Below are 20,111 nucleotides of genomic sequence, written 5' to 3'. Positions count from 1 at the left end.
TCATCGCTTGATAAGGTTGTCGCTATTGTCTCGACTTCAATTGGGCCATCGTCTTTTTAAAGTCCGAAACCGTTTGGTCATGATTCAGATGCTTTCCGTGCTTCGCAACCCAATTGCCATTGACGATCGTTCCCAAAATGTTCGAAACGTCCGCCGAATATACGAACGTATTACACAGGTTTTTGGTCGAAGCCGTCGCGACCAAAGCAGAATCGGCGTCCATCACGACAGCATCGAACGAATCGCCTACCTTGAAGAACGTCTCGTTTTGTTCGCCCATGGCCTTGCGTCCCGATTCCCAAGCCATTTTGATCGCGTTGAAGCCGCTGTCGCCTTTTCCGGATTCGTAAAAAGTGGTGCGTTTGTGCGAAATCAGGCGTTGGCCGTAATCCAGGATGCGAAGTTCTTCGAAAGGATTCAACCCGACATGGCTGTCCGTTCCGATCGACCATTTTCCGCCTTGGTTTTTATACGCTTCGAATCGGAACAATCCGTCGCCCAGATTGCCTTCGGTACTTGGGCAAATCACGACGTTCGCTCCCGATTTCGCGATTCCCGAAACTTCCGGGTCGTCGAGATGCGTCGCGTGCACCAAATGGTAGTTTTCGTTCACATCGCAATTGTCCAAAAGCCATTGCACCGGGCGTTTGCCGTGAAAAGCCAGGCAATCCTCGATTTCTTTCAATTGTTCCGAAACGTGGATGTGGAACGGTTGGTTTTGATCCATTTCTTTCGTCAGGCGCACGGCATCTTGAGGCTTCACGGCGCGCAGCGAGTGGATTCCGGTTCCCCAATTCGCGCCGTCGTATACGGAAACCGACTTTTTCGTCGCTTCGAGCAACTTTAAATAATCCTCGATGGTTTCAGAAATAAACCTTTTCTGCTTTTCGACGGGCGCTTGCCCGAAACCGCCTTGCTGGTAAAACATCGGTACGAGCGTGATGCGGATTCCCGTTTTTTTGGCTGCCGCGACCAAACGTTCGCCCATTTCAGAAAGGTTCGCGAACGGTTTCCCGTCCTTGTCGTGATGCAGGTAATGGAATTCGGCCACCGACGTGTAACCGTGACGCAACATTTCGGCATACAACATCGCGGCGATGTCTTCCAATTGATCGGGAGAAATCGTCAACGCCAAATTGTACATCGCGGTGCGCCAACTCCAGAAATCGTCGGGAACGCCCGTGCCTTCATGCAATTCGGCAAGTCCGGCCATCGCGTATTGGAACGCGTGCGAATGGGCGTTTTGGAAACCAGGAAGTGCAAATCCGTTGACTTTTTCGCCTTCAGTATTTTGCGAAACGGACGCGATTTTTCCGTTTTCGTCAACAACAACCGAAGCGTTGACGAGCCAGCCGTTTTCGGTCAGCAATCCTTTGAAAGTGTAGGTTTTCATTGTAGCGCTTCGATTAGTTTTCGGAAAGTATTTTGCAACAAAGCACGCATTTTGTTCGCTCGCGCTTCGTCGTATTTGGTTTCGGAATCGTCCATATAATTGGTTTTGGCCATTTCGAGCTGAAGCGCGTGTATGTTGTTTTCAGGCTTCCCGAACGAACGCGTAATGAAACCGCCCTTGAACGGATGGTTGTGCTCGATGTGATAATCGCCCGTCTTGAGTTCGTCGAAAGCCGCCGCGATGACCGAAGCCGAGGCCGAAGTCAAATCGTTGTCGCCCAAAATCAAATCGGGAAACGCGTCTTTTTGTATGCCGGGAACGACTTTGCGGATGGAATGTGCGTCGAACAACAACGCCTTTCCGAATTTCGCTTTCGTTTCGGCGAGCATTTCATCCACTTTTTGATGATACGGAAGGAAGTAATTTTCCAATCGTTGTTCAATTTCGGCCTCGTCAGGCGGATTTTGCGAATACAAAGGCAACCCGTTGAAATCGGTGAGCGGACACAAACCCGTAATCACGCGTCCGTCGTCGTACAACGGTTTCTGCTGCGGATCGCGGTTCAGATCGATCACCCAACGGCAATAATTCGCGGTGATCATTGTGACGCCCATAGAAGGCGCGAAGTCGTATAATTTGTCGATGAACCAATCGGCATCGTCGGGCCTCGAAGCCAATTCGGGTTTGATGCGCGATTTGATGTGGTCGGGAAAATACGTGCCCGAATGAGGTGAGCTGATGATGATCGGAACTTGCGCTGCCGTCGGTTCTATGATGTTGTAAAGTTGCATTTGATGAGTTTTTCCAAAGGTAATAAATAGACGAAAGATAATAGACGGATAGATGATAGACGCTCTGGTGTCTTGCGCACAGACCTATTTTTATTTATGGGTATAAATTTTTGGATTGGAAAACACACTTCCGCTTTACTCTGAAAAGTCTATTATCTATCCGTCTATCATCTATTATCTATTATCCCAAAATTCCCAAACTGGTAGGGTTCGGTAGGATAAAGAAAACGTTCTCGTTATTTTTACCGATACCAAAATCCCACGCATGAAATCCCGTTTACTTTTACCGATATTGCTTTTTGCGACGGTCGTTTTTGCACAACCCAGAAAAAAGACCGATTTCGACTTCGGATGGAAATTCCATTTCGGGCACGCTTCAAATGCCGAAAAAGATTTCAATTATTCGATTGCGACGACGTTTTCGAAATCCGGAAACGGAGCGAAAACGGCAATTGACGCGAAGTTCGTCGACACGACTTGGGCGAAAGTAGATTTGCCGCACGATTGGGCGGTCGCGCTTCCGTTCAAATATGTCGATAATTTCGATGTGCAATCGCACGGTTACAAACCCGTCGGTGGGTTGTTTCCAGAGACTTCCATCGGATGGTACAGAAAACATTTCAACCTTGACCCAAAAGATAAAGGCCAAAGATTCGAACTCCAATTCGATGGGATTTATAGAAATGCGCAAGTCTGGGTCAACGGTTTTTACTGCGGAAGAAACGAAAGCGGCTATCTCGGCTTCAATTTCGACATCACCGATTTCGTATCGTTCGACAAAGAAAACGTAGTCGTCGTACGTGTCGACGCGACCCAATACGAAGGCTGGTTTTACGAAGGCGCGGGCATTTACCGTCATGTGTGGCTCAACCAATATGCCAATACGCACATCGCGACCGACGGGGTTTTCGCCCATTCCAAAATATCGGGCAAGAAAGCGAATCTGACCGTGGAAACCGAAGTCTCGAACGATGGTTTTTCAAAATCTACCGTCGATGTATACGCATTGCTCAAAGACCGAAACGGCAAAATCGTTTCCAAATCGAATGCGGGCAAGATTTCGATAAATCCCGGAGAAACCAAGAAAGCGTTCAATTCGATTCCGGTCGCCAATGCGCGGTTGTGGTCGCTCGAAGATCCGTATCTGTATCGCGTCGTCGTACAATTGAAGCAAGGCGATAAGGTGATCGATGAACAAAAAGTCCCGTTCGGTATCCGAAACATCGAAATCAATAAAAACGGCGTTTTCGTCAACGGCAAGAAGCACAAAATTTACGGTGTGAACAACCATCAGGACCACGCCGGCGTCGGTGCGGCGATTCCCGACCACTTGCATTACCATCGCGTGATGCTCGAAAAACAGATGGGCGTGAATGCGTGGAGAATGAGTCACAACGCGCCCGATCCGGTTTTGCTCATGGCTTGTGATTCGCTTGGGATGCTGGTTTTAGACGAGCAACGTCTGTTGAATTCGGGAAAAGAATACACCGACCAATTCAAGAAGTTGCTTAAGCGCGACCGCAACCACGCGTCGGTTTTCCTTTGGTCGATCGGTAATGAAGAAGGTTGGATCCAAAAGAACGAATTCGGGAACAGGATCGCAAAATCGCTGCTTTCGATCCAAAAACAATACGACCCGACGCGCACTTCGACGTATGCCGCCGATTTAGGTACGGAATACGAAGGCGTTAACGAGGTGATTCCGGTTCGCGGTTTCAATTATCGTCAATTTGCGGTCGCCGATTATCACAAGGCACATCCCGATCAACCGCTTATTGGAACCGAAATGGGAAGCACGGTCACGACCCGCGGCATTTACGTCAAGGATTCGATCCGCGCTTATGTTCCCGATCAGGACATCACCGCGCCATGGTGGGCGAGTACGGCCGAAACCTGGTGGAAACTCGCTGCCGAAAACGACTATTGGCTCGGCGGATTCATTTGGACGGGATTCGATTACAGAGGCGAACCCACGCCGTATTCGTGGCCGAACGTGAATTCGCACTTCGGGATCATGGACGTATGCGGCTTCCCCAAAAATCTCTATTACTATTATCAAAGTTGGTGGACCGATAAAGACGTGTTGCACATTTCTCCACATTGGAATTGGCCCGACAAAAAACATTGGGACAAACCGAGCGATTTCGTTGAAGTCTGGGTGAACTCGAATGCCGACAACGTCGAATTGTTCCTCAACGGAAAATCCCTGGGCAAAAAAGACATGCCGCGCAACGGACATTTGAATTGGAACGTGCAGTACGAACCCGGAAAACTCGAAGCCGTCGCGTATAAAAAAGGAAAGAAATTAACGGCCAAAGTGGAAACGACAGGTCCTGCGTATGAAGTGGTCGTGACGCCTTATAAAACCACGATGACCGCCGACGGAAAAGACGTCGCGATCGTCAATATTTCGGTCGTAGACAAAGAAGGACGCGAAGTTCCCGATGCCGACAACATGATCCGTTTCGAAATCAAAGGCGATGCGAAAATCATCGGAGTGGGTAATGGCGATCCGAGTTCGCACGAACCCGACAAATGTATCGACGGCGCGTGGCAGCGATCGTTGTTCAACGGACATTGCCAGGTGATCGTTCAGGCGGGGACAAAATCGGAATTCATCCATTTCGATGCGAAAGCGGCCGGATTGGAAACGGGCGCGACCGATTTCATCACGGTCGAACCCGCTAAAAAAGCCGTCGTTTCCATCGACAGGAAATACGAACTCAAAGGCGAAGCGGCCAAATCGCGTCCCATAGACAAAATGCTCGGCGCGGATATTTCGTTTTTGCCCGAACTCGAGGCGCGCGGCATCAAGTTTTCGGACAAAGGCGTCCAAAAAGATGCGATCCAAATCATCAAAGACCATGGGTTCAATTACGTGCGACTCAGGATTTTCAACGAACCCGCGAACGAAAAAGGATATTCGCCCGCAAAAGGTTTCTGCGATCTGGAACACACCAAAGCCATGGCAAAGCGCGTGAAAGCGGCCGGAATGAAACTGCTGCTCGATTTCCATTATTCCGATTATTGGGCCGATCCCGGTAAGCAATACAAACCGAAAGCCTGGGAAGGCCAATCGACGGACCAACTCAAAAAATCGCTTTACGATTGGACGTTCAAAGTGATGTCTGAACTCAAAGCGCAAGGAACTTTACCAGACATGGTTCAGGTCGGTAACGAAATCAACCACGGATTGGTCTGGCCCGAAGGCTCGATCGCGAATCCCGACGGCATGGCGCAATTGTACAACGCCGGAGTAGCTGCCGTAAAAGCCGTGAATCCGAACACGCAAATGCTGTTTCACCTGGCGCTCGGCGGACAACATTTCGAAACCGTCGAATGCATAGACGAGATGCTCAAACGCGGCGCACATTTCGACGTGATCGGACTGTCGTATTACCCGAAATGGCACGGCACTTTGAACGACCTGGAGTACAATCTCGCGGCTTTGTCAAAGCAATACGACAAAGATGTGATCGTCGTGGAATATTCCGCATTGAAGCAGGAAGTCAACAAAATCGCTTTCGAAGTTCCCAACGGACGCGGAAAGGGAACGGCGATCTGGGAACCGCTTTCCACTTGGGAAAAAGTGTTCGACAGAGATGGGAAATCGAATGAGTTGCTGCTTGAGTACGATGATATCAGCGGGAAATTCATGAGGAAATAACCAAAATCCTGCAAATCCTTTCCACAATTGTATAGCCGGCTTTCGAGTCGGCTTTTTTAGTTTTGGATATGTCTAAATACCGATCGTCATGACCAAAATATTCTTTACACTCTTATTCTTTGTGGGCGTTGCCGGATTCGCGCAACACGACCATCATCAAACGAAAAAAGACGTGCCGCAAAACCACCAGATGCACGAAATGAAATCGGACTCAACCGAAACCATGCACGAAATGCATCAAATGTCGCACGCTTTTTCACGCAATTTACCGATGAACCGAAACGCTTCGGGAACGGGTTGGTTGCCCGATGCATCGCCCATGTACGGCTTGATGTTCCATGAAAACGATTGGATGTTCATGGCACACGGCAATCTTTTTGCGCGCTATAACAACCAGGATTTCACCGATCGCGGAAGTCGAGGCGATGACGAGTTCGACGCTCCGAACTGGCTTATGTTCATGGGACAGAAACCCATCGGCAAAAAAGGACTTTTCCATTTCAATACGATGTTTTCGTTCGATGCGGCCACAGGCGGAAACGACGGCTATCCGTTGCTTTTTCAAAGCGGCGAGGCGTATCGCGGCAATCCGCTTGTAGACAGGCAGCATCCGCACGATCTGTTTTCGGAATTGTCGGTAAGTTATGCGCATTCGTTCACAAAAGATATGGATGCGTTCGTCTACGTCGGTTATCCCGGAGAACCCGCACTCGGAGCCGTCGCGTTCATGCATCGGCCTTCGTCTCTTTACAATCCCGACGCGCCTTTGAGCCATCATTGGGTAGACGCGACGCACATTACGTTCGGGGTCGCAACGATCGGTTTGCGATATGGGAAGTTCAAGATTGAAGGCTCGTCGTTTACCGGACGCGAACCTAACGAACACCGTTACGATTTCGACAAACCGAAATTCGACAGTTATTCGGGCCGATTGTCGTTTAATCCGAACCGAAACTGGGCATTGCAGGTTTCACACGGTTTCATCAAAGAGCCCGAAGCGCTGCATCCCGACGAAGACGTGAACCGGACTACCGCATCCGCAACCTATAGTTTGCCTTTGACCGACGACGGCTGGTTCAACGCGACCGCACTTTGGGGCATGAACAAATCCAAAGGGCACGATGCCGAACACGCCGCTTTGTTTGAAGCCGCCTGGAATAAAAGAAGGCTGGCCGTTTACGGCAAATACGAATTCGTGCAGAAATCCGTCGAAGAATTGAATCTCGATGAAGAGGAGTTTGGAGAACACACGGTATTTCCTGTAAACGCACTTACGATCGGCAGCAGTTACGACGTGCTAAAACTCAAAAAACTGAATCTCGCGGCTGGCGGTCAATTCAGTTTTTATGCAAGTTCAAGCCGATTGGATGCGCTTTACGGCAAAAATCCGATGGCGTTCGAAGTATATCTCAGGTTGTATCCTGCGTTGATGAAAATGTGACGCGACTTACTCGACGACCAATTTTTTTCTCGAAATGACTTTTCCGTTTTCCTCGATTTGCAACGCGTAAATTCCCGAGACCAAATTCGCGCGCGGAATCTCGATCTGGTTTCCGCTCATATGTTTCAAAGTGCGCACTTCGCGTCCGGTGACGTCGAACAGCTTGATATCGGCATCCGAAAATCCAGAATCGTTAGAAATCGTGAACTGTCGCGAAAACGGGTTCGGATACAACTTCACGTCGGCGATGCGCGAAGTCGGCAAACCAAGCGAATTGCAATCGGTCGGCGTGCCTCCGTTGGCCAGTCCGAAATTGAAGATATTGACGCCGTCCTGATAACTGCAATAGTTGTAAAGCGCCGGATCGGCAGGCATTTCCGATTGGTAACGGAACGGATGGTTGTCGCCGCCAACGCCTTCATAAACCACTTCGCTGAACACGAAACTGTTCATGAAAAAACGTCGGGTCGTGCCTCCGTCGGCCGTCGGAACTTCCGAAATCTCGACGATGGCGAGCGTCTGTCCGTTGGGCAACGTGAACGTGTCGCCGACCTCAAGGCTGAAATCGTACAACAATACATCTGAACCGTCTATGCGTCGGTAGACTTTTTTGGAAGGGATGTCTTCGCGGATCAGGACGGTCTGGTTGCCGAAAGCCGCGTCGGTGAATTGCATATAATCCATGCCGTCCACGGATACGGGCGTTCCGGGTTGTATGTAATGGTCGGAATATCCGCCGAAATTGTACATGCGCACGTTCCAGGCCGAATTGTCAAGGAACGGATGATACTGTGCAAATGCAGCCATAGAAGCCACAAGTGAAATCAAAAGGAGTAAAGTTCTTTTCATACTTTTTTTCTTAAAGGTACGTATTTCCGAAATCGGTGCCGATGCCAATGAGGATTTGCGGCTTTTGTTTTAGGAAAGGCAAAATCCGACATAGGCAAGCATGAAAATACGCCGATGCGGATAAAAAAGAAATGGGTAAAACGGTTAGGATTTATTTTCGGAAAGCGCTTCGATGCAACGCTCGCGCAATTGCCAAACGGCGTCGAAATTAAGTGCGATTTTTTCATCCGAAATCCATTTTTTAATGAAGTTCTTATGATATTGGACTTTGAAATCGGCGACTTGAGACGGCGTGATTTCGATTTCCTCCAGTAGATCGGTTTCAATTTTTGAAATGTCGGAATGCGGATTCGTAAAATCGTATCGATGTTGCCCGAATTTCAGATAACAATGCGCTTCGGGAACATATTCAAGCCCTGAATTTTCAAGTGTTTTCCCAATCCCGCGCGTGTTTTCACGGTTCATTTTATAGATGCCGATCACAAGTTTGGCATCGATTCCCGATTCGTCGGCTATGGCTTTGAGCAACGCGTGCTTCGAGCTGCAGCTGCCTTTCGCTTCCGATAGGACGAGGCTTAGGTCGTGACGGTTCGCATTTCTTCCGTAAGGCAGGTTGCGTACATGATCGAGCAATGAATCCCAATCTTGAATTCCCGACGAAATGGCTTGTTTCGACAATAATTTATCCGAATCAAGTTTAGGAGAACGCAACGCCAAAGTCACCAGAAACCCGTCGGGATCGGGCAAAGTCATACCGTTCTTGTTCCAATACGGATTTTTTGCCTTGATTGGAAGAATCCCGTTGTTGATCGCGCGTTTGATGACGGCTTCCATTTCGAATCGCGAATTGAAATAGAACACCAAAAGGTCGTCCTCGTCCGGAGTATGCCCCGGAAGTTCGTCCGAAACGGTGAATTCGATTTCCCAATTTTCATTCGGTAAACCCAGGAAAACGCCGTCGTAACGGTCGTGGTTTTCGAATCCTCCCAAATGTTCAAGCCCGATGACCTCGGTGTAGAATCCGATCATCGGGCTTAAATTTTTGGTATGTCTCGCGACGCGTAATTTCATCAGAAAATGTACGTGACCACGGCACCGGGATCGAGTTTCGCGCCGAACGACTGGGCTTGGTACGATACCGAGAAGTTTTTCTTTTGGGCCGATGTGTTCACGACGACAAGCACGGTTTTTCCGTCGGGCGTCTTGAAAGCGACGTTGGGCAATCCGTCGATGGTCGAGGTCTTGATTCTTTTCGAACCCGGTCTCGCGAATTTCGACGCGTGCGCCATGTGGTAATACGCTACGTTCTTGACGACTTTAGAACCTCCTATCGTCACCGCGCCCATACAAGAAGTACAACCGCCGCGGTCGGTATGCGGATCGTAGTTCGGATCGGCGGCCAAATTCCATTGCAAAACGGTTTTTGCCCAATTTTGGGTCGCGCCTATAAGCAGATGCTCGACGTTCCATTTCAAATCGTTCGGGAAATCGCCGGGGCCGCCCGTCCATTGTTCGGTGAAATAAAGATTTTTGTCGGGATGGGCGTCGTGCACTTTAGACATGGCATCGATCGTGCCTCCGTACAAATGGAAAGCAGAACCGTCTACGTATTGTTTCGCTTTTGCATCGGCCAAAATCTCGAGCGGATATTCGGGTTTGTCGCAATTGTGGTCGTATACGATGATTTTGGTTTTGATGTCCGCAGCTTGGAACGCCGGACCCAAATGATCTCGTACGAAAACCGCCTGGTCTTTGGCTTCCATGTACATACTCGGATTGTTTCCGGGATGTAGCGGCTCGTTCTGGACGGTAATCGCGTCGATCGCAATCCCTTCGGCTTTCATGCCTTGGATGTATTTCACGAAATAATCGGCATAGGCGCCGTACCATTCGGGTTTGAGACTGCCGCCGCGTGTGTCTCCGTTGGTTTTCATCCAAACGGGAGCCGACCACGGCGATCCCATGATTTTTATTTTGGGGTTGATTTTGAGGATTTTTTTGAGGATCGGGATCAATCCGGTGCGACGGTCGTTCTCGAGACTGAATTTTTTGAGGTTCGGATCCGTTTCTCCGACAGGCATGTCGTCATACGAAAAGACATGGTCGTCCAGATCGGATGCGCCAATGCTTACGCGTAGGTAGCTGATGCCGATCGCGTTGCCTTCGGTCGAAAACAGGTCTTTGAGAAGTTCGGTTTGGGAAGCTTCGTCCATTTTCGAGATCAGTTGGGCGCTTCCTCCGGTGAGACAATACCCGAAACCGTCTATGGTCTGGAAGGTTTGGCTCGCGTCGACCGTGATGTTGTTTCGGTTGGCAAGCCCCGATGCGGCGACCATCGCGAAATCCTGTTGTTTTTGGAAAAGTACCGTCTTATCGCCTTTGGTGAGCCAGGATTCGACTTTTCCGGTTTGTTTTTTTTGGGCCGAAACCGCCGCCGAAGTGACGATCAAGGCTGCAATCGCAGTTGTTTTTAAGAGGTTCATGTTGGTTTATTGTCTTTTTTCCAAAGTTAGCAAGATGCGCGCAATTGTTTCAGCAATGTTTGAAGTTTTGGGAATTCCGTGTCTGAAATCCGGAATCCATAAAAATAAAATCCGGCGGCTCTGTATTCAGAAACGCCGGATTTCATTCGGTTATGACCAGGTCAACTCAGTTGTTCATCGGTTTGGTTCTCTACGACTTTACGCAATCCGTCGAGCACGATTTTCCAGTTTTCCTGTGAATGGTCGCAGGCTTCCTGGTTGCGGAAACCTTCCTGCGTAACGGTTAGTTTCGAGAATTCGTCATCGAGCGTCTCGATTTCGAACGTGATTACCGAATAGTTTTCGGGGATGTCTTCCAATCCGGCCGTGAGATAACTCATGCTCACCGAATTTCCTTCGTCGATTTCGAGCACTTCGCCTTTTTCTTCGTATTCCTTTCCTTCCCAAACGCCTCGCCAGAAAATCGGGGCGCCTTTTTCCCAAGACGTTTCCATTTCGGTTCCGAAGAAATATTGCTTGATGAGTTCGGGTTCGGTGAGGCCTTTCCAGACTTCGGTCGCCGGAGCGTGAACCTCTACCGATTGTGTGATGTTTAGTGTGTTGTCCATAATTAGTCGTTTTTTTAAAGGTAGGGATTTTGGATGGATGGGAGGTTTAAAGTTTTGTTAGATAACAGATTAAAGATAATAGAGGATAGCCGGATAGATAATAGACTGGCAGAGTATACGGGAGCGTTTTCGTGTGTCTGTTCGTCCAAATAACAAAAAATCCCGCTGATTAGGCGGGAAATATTTTGCATTCGGTGCTGATTGAAGTGATTGATGATCGGTCCTTGGTTGATTGATCGCGATTGATGATTTATTATAAAGAAGAGCGAAATCGGATTTTGTTACAGTGGAATGTGAAATTTTTTTTAAAAGTGCTGAAGTGCTCGGGTGCGAACGTGCTAAAGTTTAGGTGTCCGGATTCAGTTTCCTTCGAAGGCATCTTCCAAAGCCTTGATGTCGAGTTTTATCATTTTCATCATGGCCTGCATCATGCGCGCAATTTTTTCGGGTTCGCCCGAGTTCACGAATTCGAGAAATTTATCGGGGACTATTTGCCATGTGACCCCGAATTTGTCCGTAAGCCATCCGCAGGCCAAAGTCTGTCCGCCGTCGGCGAGCAAGGCATCCCAGTATTTGTCTACTTCGGCCTGGTCTTTACAATGTACGACAAGCGAGAAGGCTTCGGTGAGTTTGTACATAGGGCCGCCGTTCAGGGCTGCGAAATGCACACCGCTGAGCTCGAATCCGATTGTCATCACAGAACCTTCGGCGCCCGGGCCTTCTTTTCCGAAACGCGTAACGGCCGTGATTTTTGAATTGTCGAAAAGCGAAACGTAAAGATTTACGGCTTCTTCGGCATTGTCGTTGAACCAAAGGAACGGTTCGACTTTTTGGTTGTTGGTTTGGATGTTCATATCGTATTTTTTATGGTTATTGTTTATTTTTTATTCCCGGCAATACATCAAAGTTAGCGGGTTTTTGCGTTTTGGATAAGTGCCTAAAACGACAATCGACCGTGCAGAATACGTCATAACTTCAAACTTTAAGGATCAAACAATTTCGGCAACTCTTAAAATCGAACTAAAGTGTCCTGTTCCAATGGCTTAATTCGACTATATTTGCCAGCCGTAACCAGCGGCCGATAACATGACATTCGACCTTATACAAAAAGACCCGCAGACCAAGGCGAGAGCGGGCAAAATCACTACCGATCACGGCGTCATCGAAACGCCGATTTTTATGCCCGTGGGAACGGTGGCTTCCGTAAAGGGTGTCCATCAGCGCGAGCTTAAGCAAGAGATCAATCCCGATATCATTTTGGGGAATACCTACCATTTGTACTTACGTCCGCAAACGCAGATACTTGAAAAAGCCGGCGGATTGCACAAGTTCATGAACTGGGACCGCAATATTTTGACCGATTCTGGCGGATATCAGGTGTATTCGTTGTCGGCAAACAGAAAAATCAAGGAAGAAGGCGTGAAGTTCAAGTCGCACATCGACGGGTCTTACCATGTGTTCACTCCAGAAAACGTCATGGAAATCCAGCGTACGATAGGCGCCGACATCATCATGGCATTCGACGAATGTACGCCGTATCCGTGCGATTACCGCTATGCGCAGCGTTCGATGCACATGACGCACCGTTGGCTCGAGCGTTGCATCACGCATCTCGAAAAAACGCCGTACAAATACGGTTACGAACAGACGTTTTTCCCGATCGTGCAAGGAAGCACGTATAAGGATTTGCGTCGCCAGTCTGCCGAATACATCGCCAATACGCAACAATTGGGCAATGCCATAGGCGGATTGTCGGTTGGTGAGCCTGCCGAGGAAATGTACGCGATGACCGAAGTCGTGACCGAAATCCTTCCCGAAGACAAGCCGCGTTACCTGATGGGCGTCGGAACACCGATCAATATTCTCGAAAACATCGCGCTCGGCATCGACATGTTCGATTGCGTGATGCCGACGAGAAATGCGAGAAACGGCATGTTGTTCACGGCTTACGGCACGATCAACATCAAGAATAAAAAATGGGCCGACGACTTTTCGCCTGTAGACGAAATGGGCCACACGTTTGTCGATATCGAATATACCAAAGCGTATCTGCGCCACCTTTTCGTCGCCGACGAATACCTCGGAAAACAAATCGCCACGATACACAACCTCGGGTTTTATATGTGGTTGGTGCGTGAGGCGAGAAAACATATATTAGCGGGAGATTTCCGTGAGTGGAAAGAGAAAATGGTCCGGCAAATGGACAACAGACTTTAGCACTTAAGCACCTCGCACTTCAGCACTAATGAAAATCATCGACCTCTACATCCTAAAACGCTACCTCGCCACGTTCACGGTGATGTTGCTTATGTTCATTCCGATCGGGATCGTGATCGACGTATCCGAAAAGGTGAACAAGATGATAGAAAACAAGATCCCGTTTCTCGAGATCGCGTTGTATTACCTCAATTTCACGATTTATTTCGCGAATCTGCTGTTCCCGATTTTCCTGTTCCTTTCGGTGATCTGGTTTACGTCGAAACTCGCCAACAATACAGAGATCATCGCGATCTTGAGTTCGGGGATTTCGTTCACGAGGTTTTTGCGACCGTATATCGTGGGCGCGACGATCGTTTCGGTCGTGGTCCTGCTCGCGGGATTTTTTGTCGTTCCCAAAGCCAGCCAGGGTTTCAACGATTTCCGATACGAATACCTCAAAGGCGGCGGAAAGGAAAAAATGCGCAAAAGTGCCGACGTTTTCCGACAGGTCAACGACGAGGTTTTCCTGCACGTAGGCAATTTCAATCACAATTCGAAAATGGCCTTCGACTTTACGCTCGAGAAGTTCGACAAGAACAAAAAACTCGAATACAAAATAACCGCAGGTCGTATCAAATTCAACGAAAAGACCAAGAAATATACGATGTTCGGCTACAAACGCCGTGACGTCGGGCCATTGGGCGACCGCATCCAGGCACAAGCCAAAAAGGATACGGTTTTCCCGTTCGAGCTCGAAGACCTTACGCCGACGGTTTACGTAGCCGAAACGCTGACTTTGGGCGAACTCAACGACTTTATCGCCAAGGAACGCAAGCGCGGATCGGGCAATATCGATACGTATCTCGTGGTGTTGTACAAGAAATACAGCTTGCCCGTTTCGGCATTCATCCTTACGATCATCGCCGTTGCGGTTTCGTCTATGAAACGTCGCGGCGGAATGGGAATGAACCTCGCGATCGGGATCGGGATCGCGTTCACGTTCGTGTTCTTCGACAAGATTTTCGGGACGTTGGCAGAAAAATCGAGCATCCCGCCGTTTTTGGCCGTGTGGTTGCCTAATTTCCTTTTCGGAATCCTAGCCGTTTATCTGTTGCGCAATGCCAAGCGGTAATCTCAAAAGCTACCTCAATTTACACCTCATTGTTTTCATTTGGGGATTTACAGGCGTACTCGGCGGGTTGATTTCGATCGGAGGCACCGATTTGGTGTGGTATCGCATGCTGATCGCATCGGTTTTCCTTTTCGGATGGCTCAAATTCACGAAAACGCCTTATAAACTATCGCGCAAAGTCTTGCTCAAACTGACTTTCGTCGGATTGCTGATCGCGATCCACTGGATACTTTTCTTTACGGCCATAAAAGTCTCGAACGTATCGATCACGCTCGCCATGTTCTCTATGGGCGCTTTTTTCGCGGCGGTTTTCGAGCCGTTGTTCTACAACCGCAAGATGTTGTGGTACGAAGTGTTGTTCGGATTGGTGATCATCGGGGCGTTGTGCCTGATATTAAATGTAGAATTCCGATACCTGCAAGGCATGGTGTTGGCGCTCGTTTCGGTGTTTTTCGGCGTGATGTTCACGTTGCTAAACGGAAAACTGATACAGGAACACGACGCGAAAGTCATCACGCTTTACGAATTTCTCGCGGGCTTCCTGTTCGTGACGATTTATTTGCTTATCACCGGTAGTTTTACGGCCGAATTCTTTTCGCTGTCGATAAACGATTGGCTGTTGATCGCGCTTTTGGCCTCGATCTGTACGGCTTATGCGTTTACTGCTTCGGTGAACGTGATGCGCAAACTCACGCCGTATACGGTCATGCTTACGACGAATCTCGAACCGGTTTACGGCATCGTGCTCGCGTGGTTCCTGATCGGGGAAAGCGAGCGCATGAGTACTTCTTTTTACTTCGGAGCGGCCGTGATCATTGCCGTAGTCGTGCTTAACGGAATCGTGAAGAACAAATTCGAGAAACAGGAGCAATAGCAGAAGGCAGATTTTCAGAAAACAGATTTTCAGAAAGCAGATTGATTGTTAGATTTGAGTCTTAAATCGGCAAATCAACGACTGGACAATCAAAAGAATCTCCCTATCTTTGCGCTTCAACTAAACTAAAATACGCCACCAATGGAATATTTAGATTTTGAGCTTCCGATCAAGGAGCTTGAAGACCAGCTTGACAAATGCCAGATCATCGGACAGGAATCGAACGTAGACGTCACCGATACCTGCAAACAGATCGAAAAGAAACTCGAAGAAACCAAAAAGAAAATATACAAGAACCTTACCGCCTGGCAACGCGTGCAGTTGTCGCGTCACCCGAACCGTCCGTATACGATGGATTACGTGCGCGCCCTTTGCGGGGAAACGTTCCTCGAATTGTTCGGCGACCGCGCGTTCAAGGACGACAAGGCGATGATAGGCGGATTGGGCAAGATCGGCGACAAGTCGTTCATGATCATCGGCCAACAGAAAGGGTATAACACCAAGACGCGTCAGTACCGCAATTTCGGTATGGCGAATCCGGAAGGGTACCGCAAGGCGTTGCGTCTGATGAAAATGGCCGAGAAATTCAACATTCCCGTAGTTTCGTTCATCGACACTCCGGGCGCGTATCCGGGGCTTGAAGCCGAAGAACGCGGACAAGGCGAGGCCATCGCACGCAACATTTTCGAAATGATCCGTCTTAAAGTGCCCGTAATCGCGATCATCGTGGGTGAAGGTGCTTCGGGTGGCGCACTCGGAATAGGAGTAGGCGACAAAGTATATATGATGGAAAACACATGGTATTCGGTAATTTCTCCGGAATCGTGCTCATCCATCCTTTGGAAAAGCTGGGATTACAAGGAGCAAGCGGCCGAAGCGTTGAAACTTACGTCTACCGACATGAAGAAGCAAAAACTAGTGGACGACGTAATTCCTGAACCGCTTGGAGGTGCGCATTTCGATCGCGAGACCGCTTTCAAGAACGTACAGGAATACATCCTCAAAGGTTATGACGAACTCAAGGACTTATCAACAGAGAAACTCATTGCCAAAAGAATGGATAAGTACAGCAAAATGGGCGAATTCAAGGAATAACACGTTCCAAAACCATATCGAATCCGAAGCCCTGTGGTTTCGGATTTTTTTTGCCTTATGAACAACTTTTTATCATTTATCAACAGCTTGGTCGTTATAACTCTGGTAACGATTTTTTGAGAATTAGTTTACTTTCGCTTCATGGAAAATTTCAGGAATATAAGCCCGGTCAAAGTCGATAAGACGGCCATAATCAACCTAGAGAAAGGCAAGTTGCCGCCACAGGCAGTCGACCTCGAGGAAGCGGTTCTGGGCGCGATGATGATCGACAAGAAAGGCGTCGACGAGGTCATCGATATCCTGGCCGCCGATGCGTTCTACAAGGATGCGCACAAGCACATTTTCGAGGCGATTTTCCAGTTGTTCACCGATTCGCAGCCGATTGACTTGCTCACGGTTTCGGCTCAGCTCAAAAAGAACGCGAAACTCGAATTGGCGGGAGGCGATTTCTATCTGATCCAACTCACGCAGAAAATCTCGTCTTCGGCTCACATCGAATTCCACTCGAGAATCATCCTCCAGAAGTTTATACAGCGTAGCTTGATCCGCATTTCTTCGGAACTCATCGAAGAATGCTACGACGAGACCACAGACGTTTTCGATTTGCTCGACAAGGCCGAATCGCGTTTGTATGAAGTCACGCAAGGCAATATCAAAAGATCATCCGAAACGGCCCAAAGTCTTGTGCTACAAGCCAAAAAACGCATCGAGGAAATTGCGGGTCGCGAAGGGTTGAGCGGTGTCGCCACAGGTTTCGAGAAGCTCGACCAGGTCACTTCGGGATGGCAACCGTCCGATTTGATCATCATCGCGGCACGTCCGGGTATGGGTAAGACGGCTTTCGTTTTGTCGATGGCCAGGAATATGGCGATACAGTTCAATCAGGCGGTGGCGGTTTTCTCGCTCGAGATGTCGTCGGTACAACTCATCACGCGTCTGATTTCTTCGGAAACCGGATTGTCGTCCGAAAAACTGCGTACCGGAAAACTCGAGAAACACGAATGGGAGCAATTGTCCACGAAAGTGAAAGACCTTGAAAAAGCGCCTTTGTACATAGATGACACGCCTTCGCTCTCGATTTTCGACTTGCGTGCCAAGTGCAGGCGTCTCGCTTCCCAATACGGCATCAAGTTGATCGTGATCGACTACCTTCAGCTGATGACGGCCGGAGGTTCAGGCAAAGGCGGCGGAAATCGCGAACAGGAAATCTCGACGATTTCGCGAAATCTCAAGGCACTCGCCAAGGAATTGAACGTTCCCGTGATCGCGCTTTCGCAGTTGTCGCGTGCCGTCGAGACGCGTGGTTCGAGCAAGCGCCCGTTGCTTTCCGACCTTCGTGAATCGGGTGCGATCGAGCAGGATGCCGATATCGTATCGTTCATCTATCGTCCGGAATACTATAAAATCGACGAGTGGGACGATGACGAGCATTCGCCTACGGCCGGCCAGGCGGAGTTCATCATCGCCAAGCACCGTAACGGATCGCTCGAGAACATCCGACTCAAATTCATCGGAAACCTAGGTAAATTTGACAACCTTGAGGATTTTGGCGGCGGATTCGGAGAATTCTCATCCAAAATGAACGAAGACATGCCGTTCTCGCCTAAGAGCCTTCCGTCTCCGAACGAGGCTTTCGGAAGCAGCGCGAACAGTTTCGACGACGACAGCGACGTACCGTTTTAAAAGACGCACTGCGTTTTGGATACGCTTCGCTTTAGAATAGAAAAATCCCGTTTTTTGAGCGGGATTTTTGTTTGGTCAAAGATTTACGACTTCGAGGCAGAAGTAGATCGTAGCGCCTTTTCCGTCATTGTTCTCGGCTCGGATTTTCCCTTTCGATTTTCGCACGAGTTCCGATGTGATCTGCAATCCTATGCCGTAACCGCTTTCGCGATGTGTTCCTTTTCCGGAATCTACGGCATTCGCGAATAATTTTTCGAGTGTTTTAAGGTCGATTCCGATACCTTCATCGCGTACGAAAAGGCAATGTCGCACGGGTTCGTATCCCAACGTTATTTTTCCTTGCTCGAAACTGTATTTGATCGCGTTGCTTAACAGGTTGCGGTAAATGATGCGCAATTTGTCGGGCTGGATTTTCACTTGCAGCGTTTGCGGCAAGTCGATCTCGACGGACAGGTTTTTGTCGTGTATCGCAGGTTCGAGCTGGGAAGCGATTTCGTGGGCGATGATTTTAGGAAAAGCCGTTTCCGGTCCGCCTTTCGGGTCGTGGATTTCAGATTTCGCCCAATTGAGCAGGTTTTCGAGTACAAGGCTCGCCTGTTCGGTTTGGGAACCTATCGTCGACGCGATTTCCTTGAACGTTTCGGCATCGAGATAATCGTCTTCGACCATGGCGACCGAACCTTGAAGGTTGTGCAGCGGGCCTTTGAAATCGTGAGAAATCACCGAGAAAATCTTTCGGTTGAGCAAGTTGAGCCGTTCAACTTCGTTTTTTTGACGCGAAATCAGGCGTTTCTTCTGTTTCATGCGCACGGCCAGCCAAATCGCCACGGCCAACGAAACGGTCAAAATCCCGCTGATTCCGATCCACATCCAATTGCGGCTTTCCTGGGCTTCGGCCCTTAATCGGAACACTTTGCTTTCCTGTTGGCTCATCATGGCGTCGTAACGGGCTTCGAGCACTTCGGCGTTCTTGCGTTGCTCGTCCATACTTTTGGAATGGTTCAGGCTGTCGCGTTTCTGCACGCAGAACAACATCTTTTTGGCGTCGTTTTGCAACAGATAGATGTCGATGAGTTTCGAATAGGAAGCCAATACGTAATTGTTCACCGAGCAGCTATCGGCCATTTCACGTGCGCGCAACGCATAACGTTCGGCTTTCGGAAGGTTCTTGCGCTTGATTTCAAGATCGGCGAGTTTCAGCAGCTGAAGCGGGATTTCGCATTCGTTGTCGGTTTCCTCGAACAGTCGTTTCGATTCGAAAAGCGTTTTTTCGGCTTCGTCGAGTTTTCCTTTTTCGAGAAAATAATATCCGATAATCGGCAAATTCGAAATCCTCGTATTCAGGTAACGTTCCGAATCGCTGTATTTTTTGGCTTGACGAATCGATTTTTCGGCATAATAATAAGCCGAATCGTACTCCTGTTTCTCGAAATGGATGTTCGCGATCACGTGATAGGCCAACGACCGTGCGCGCAATCCCGTCTTTTTGTCTTCGTAGGTCACGGCCAACGCTTTTCGCGCGAATTTCATGCCTTCGTCTTTTGAGACTAGGATGCGCTTGATGTCGCTCAAGAACACGTAAAGTACCATTTCTTCACGCTTGTCGATGTTGCCGCTGCGCAAAAGTTCGTAAATGCGGCTTTGTGCCTCGTTGTATTTGTTGTCGTAAATAAGTTGTTGGATGTCTTCGTTGGCCTTGACCAAATCGGTCGTTTGGCCATGTGCGGAATGCAAGGCCAACAAACTCAGGCTCAGAAGTAGGAAGCGGATCATCGATTTGGGGAATCAGATTTGCGGGTGCATAATTAGGGATTTTTTAGCTCTCAACGAATTATTTTCAAGGGATTAACGTTTATCTTTACGCAAAATGGACATGATGTTTTTGAGGAGAATTTT

General features: G+C 48.8%; 15 protein-coding genes. 7 read left to right on the top strand and 8 right to left on the bottom strand.

From position 1 onward, the window contains the following. Positions 1–22 precede the first annotated feature (22 nt). Together hutF and HZF10_RS17285 are read right to left on the bottom strand one after the other, a co-directional pair. A complete protein-coding gene (gene hutF, locus HZF10_RS17290) occupies positions 23–1,393 on the bottom strand; it encodes a formimidoylglutamate deiminase (RefSeq protein ID WP_176007495.1) in 1,371 nt (456 codons plus the stop codon). Then, entirely contained in the window at positions 1,390–2,184 is a 795-nt protein-coding gene (locus tag HZF10_RS17285) for an N-formylglutamate amidohydrolase (RefSeq protein ID WP_176007494.1), read from the bottom strand. The genes hutF and HZF10_RS17285 overlap by 4 nt, the downstream gene beginning before the upstream one ends. Before the next feature lie 265 nt (positions 2,185–2,449). On the opposite strand from HZF10_RS17285, the gene galA reads away from it, so the two are divergent. Both galA and HZF10_RS17275 read left to right on the top strand, forming a co-directional pair. Continuing rightward, complete coding sequence (galA, locus tag HZF10_RS17280; protein WP_176007493.1) at positions 2,450–5,851, top strand: beta-galactosidase GalA; 3,402 nt, start codon at positions 2,450–2,452, stop codon at positions 5,849–5,851. An 88-nt stretch (positions 5,852–5,939) separates the two neighbouring features. Next, the gene (locus HZF10_RS17275) at positions 5,940–7,292 is read left to right on the top strand and encodes a hypothetical protein (protein WP_176007492.1); all 1,353 of its coding nucleotides are present in this window, start codon (positions 5,940–5,942) and stop codon (positions 7,290–7,292) included. A 6-nt stretch (positions 7,293–7,298) separates the two neighbouring features. Here HZF10_RS17275 and HZF10_RS17270 read toward each other — a convergent pair whose 3' ends face one another. The 5 genes from HZF10_RS17270 to HZF10_RS17250 all read right to left on the bottom strand — a co-directional run bounded on the left by HZF10_RS17270 (position 7,299) and on the right by HZF10_RS17250 (position 12,086). Beyond that, complete coding sequence (locus HZF10_RS17270; protein WP_176007491.1) at positions 7,299–8,141, bottom strand: T9SS type A sorting domain-containing protein; 843 nt, start codon at positions 8,139–8,141, stop codon at positions 7,299–7,301. A gap of 144 nt (positions 8,142–8,285) precedes the next feature. Further along, positions 8,286–9,212 (bottom strand): transglutaminase domain-containing protein, encoded by a 927-nt coding sequence (locus HZF10_RS18120; protein ID WP_371315663.1) that lies wholly within the window; start codon positions 9,210–9,212, stop codon positions 8,286–8,288. Then, positions 9,212–10,624: a glycoside hydrolase family 30 protein gene (locus tag HZF10_RS17260; RefSeq protein WP_176007490.1), complete on the bottom strand. Its 1,413-nt coding sequence runs from the start codon at positions 10,622–10,624 to the stop codon at positions 9,212–9,214. The genes HZF10_RS18120 and HZF10_RS17260 overlap by 1 nt, the downstream gene beginning before the upstream one ends. A 161-nt stretch (positions 10,625–10,785) precedes the next feature. Continuing rightward, entirely contained in the window at positions 10,786–11,232 is a 447-nt protein-coding gene (locus HZF10_RS17255; protein ID WP_176007489.1) for an SRPBCC family protein, read from the bottom strand. Between the two features lie 359 nt (positions 11,233–11,591). After that, on the bottom strand, positions 11,592–12,086 hold the full coding sequence (locus HZF10_RS17250; protein ID WP_176007488.1) for a VOC family protein: 495 nt from the start codon (positions 12,084–12,086) through the stop codon (positions 11,592–11,594). A gap of 232 nt (positions 12,087–12,318) precedes the next feature. Here HZF10_RS17250 and tgt point away from each other — a divergent pair, with 232 nt between their 5' ends. The 5 genes from tgt to dnaB all read left to right on the top strand — a co-directional run bounded on the left by tgt (position 12,319) and on the right by dnaB (position 18,215). Next, positions 12,319–13,449, top strand: a complete 1,131-nt coding sequence (gene tgt, locus HZF10_RS17245; RefSeq protein WP_176007487.1) for a tRNA guanosine(34) transglycosylase Tgt — start codon at positions 12,319–12,321, stop codon at positions 13,447–13,449. A 28-nt stretch (positions 13,450–13,477) separates the two neighbouring features. Then, entirely contained in the window at positions 13,478–14,563 is a 1,086-nt protein-coding gene (locus HZF10_RS17240) for an LptF/LptG family permease (RefSeq protein ID WP_176007486.1), read from the top strand. Next, the gene (locus tag HZF10_RS17235; RefSeq protein ID WP_176007485.1) at positions 14,550–15,437 is read left to right on the top strand and encodes a DMT family transporter; all 888 of its coding nucleotides are present in this window, start codon (positions 14,550–14,552) and stop codon (positions 15,435–15,437) included. The genes HZF10_RS17240 and HZF10_RS17235 overlap by 14 nt, the downstream gene beginning before the upstream one ends. A 141-nt stretch (positions 15,438–15,578) precedes the next feature. Beyond that, positions 15,579–16,532, top strand: coding sequence for an acetyl-CoA carboxylase carboxyltransferase subunit alpha (locus tag HZF10_RS17230; protein WP_176007484.1), 954 nt, complete (start codon positions 15,579–15,581; stop codon positions 16,530–16,532). A gap of 141 nt (positions 16,533–16,673) precedes the next feature. Then, on the top strand, positions 16,674–18,215 hold the full coding sequence (dnaB, locus tag HZF10_RS17225; protein WP_176007483.1) for a replicative DNA helicase: 1,542 nt from the start codon (positions 16,674–16,676) through the stop codon (positions 18,213–18,215). 75 nt (positions 18,216–18,290) lie between these two features. Here the strand turns inward: dnaB and HZF10_RS17220 are convergent, their stop codons facing one another. Then, positions 18,291–19,988, bottom strand: a complete 1,698-nt coding sequence (locus HZF10_RS17220) for a sensor histidine kinase (RefSeq protein ID WP_176007482.1) — start codon at positions 19,986–19,988, stop codon at positions 18,291–18,293. Positions 19,989–20,111 lie beyond the last annotated feature (123 nt).

Source organism: Flavobacterium agri, assembly GCF_013401995.1.
In the GTDB taxonomy this organism is placed as follows: Bacteria; Bacteroidota; Bacteroidia; order Flavobacteriales; family Flavobacteriaceae; genus Flavobacterium; species Flavobacterium agri.
The sequence above is the reverse complement of the archived record's forward strand: the minus strand, read 5'-3'. Positions and strand labels throughout refer to the sequence as shown.

Bases quoted from the DNA above. Each gene is read 5' to 3' on its own strand.
- hutF (WP_176007495.1), bottom strand. From the start codon at position 1,393: ATGAAAACCTACACTTTCAAAGGATTGCTGACCGAAAACGGCTGGCTC.
- HZF10_RS17285 (WP_176007494.1), bottom strand. From the start codon at position 2,184: ATGCAACTTTACAACATCATAGAACCGACGGCAGCGCAAGTTCCGATC.
- galA (WP_176007493.1), top strand. From the start codon at position 2,450: ATGAAATCCCGTTTACTTTTACCGATATTGCTTTTTGCGACGGTCGTT.
- HZF10_RS17275 (WP_176007492.1), top strand. From the start codon at position 5,940: ATGACCAAAATATTCTTTACACTCTTATTCTTTGTGGGCGTTGCCGGA.
- HZF10_RS17270 (WP_176007491.1), bottom strand. From the start codon at position 8,141: ATGAAAAGAACTTTACTCCTTTTGATTTCACTTGTGGCTTCTATGGCT.
- HZF10_RS18120 (WP_371315663.1), bottom strand. From the start codon at position 9,212: ATGAAATTACGCGTCGCGAGACATACCAAAAATTTAAGCCCGATGATC.
- HZF10_RS17260 (WP_176007490.1), bottom strand. From the start codon at position 10,624: ATGAACCTCTTAAAAACAACTGCGATTGCAGCCTTGATCGTCACTTCG.
- HZF10_RS17255 (WP_176007489.1), bottom strand. From the start codon at position 11,232: ATGGACAACACACTAAACATCACACAATCGGTAGAGGTTCACGCTCCG.
- HZF10_RS17250 (WP_176007488.1), bottom strand. From the start codon at position 12,086: ATGAACATCCAAACCAACAACCAAAAAGTCGAACCGTTCCTTTGGTTC.
- tgt (WP_176007487.1), top strand. From the start codon at position 12,319: ATGACATTCGACCTTATACAAAAAGACCCGCAGACCAAGGCGAGAGCG.
- HZF10_RS17240 (WP_176007486.1), top strand. From the start codon at position 13,478: ATGAAAATCATCGACCTCTACATCCTAAAACGCTACCTCGCCACGTTC.
- HZF10_RS17235 (WP_176007485.1), top strand. From the start codon at position 14,550: ATGCCAAGCGGTAATCTCAAAAGCTACCTCAATTTACACCTCATTGTT.
- HZF10_RS17230 (WP_176007484.1), top strand. From the start codon at position 15,579: ATGGAATATTTAGATTTTGAGCTTCCGATCAAGGAGCTTGAAGACCAG.
- dnaB (WP_176007483.1), top strand. From the start codon at position 16,674: ATGGAAAATTTCAGGAATATAAGCCCGGTCAAAGTCGATAAGACGGCC.
- HZF10_RS17220 (WP_176007482.1), bottom strand. From the start codon at position 19,988: ATGATCCGCTTCCTACTTCTGAGCCTGAGTTTGTTGGCCTTGCATTCC.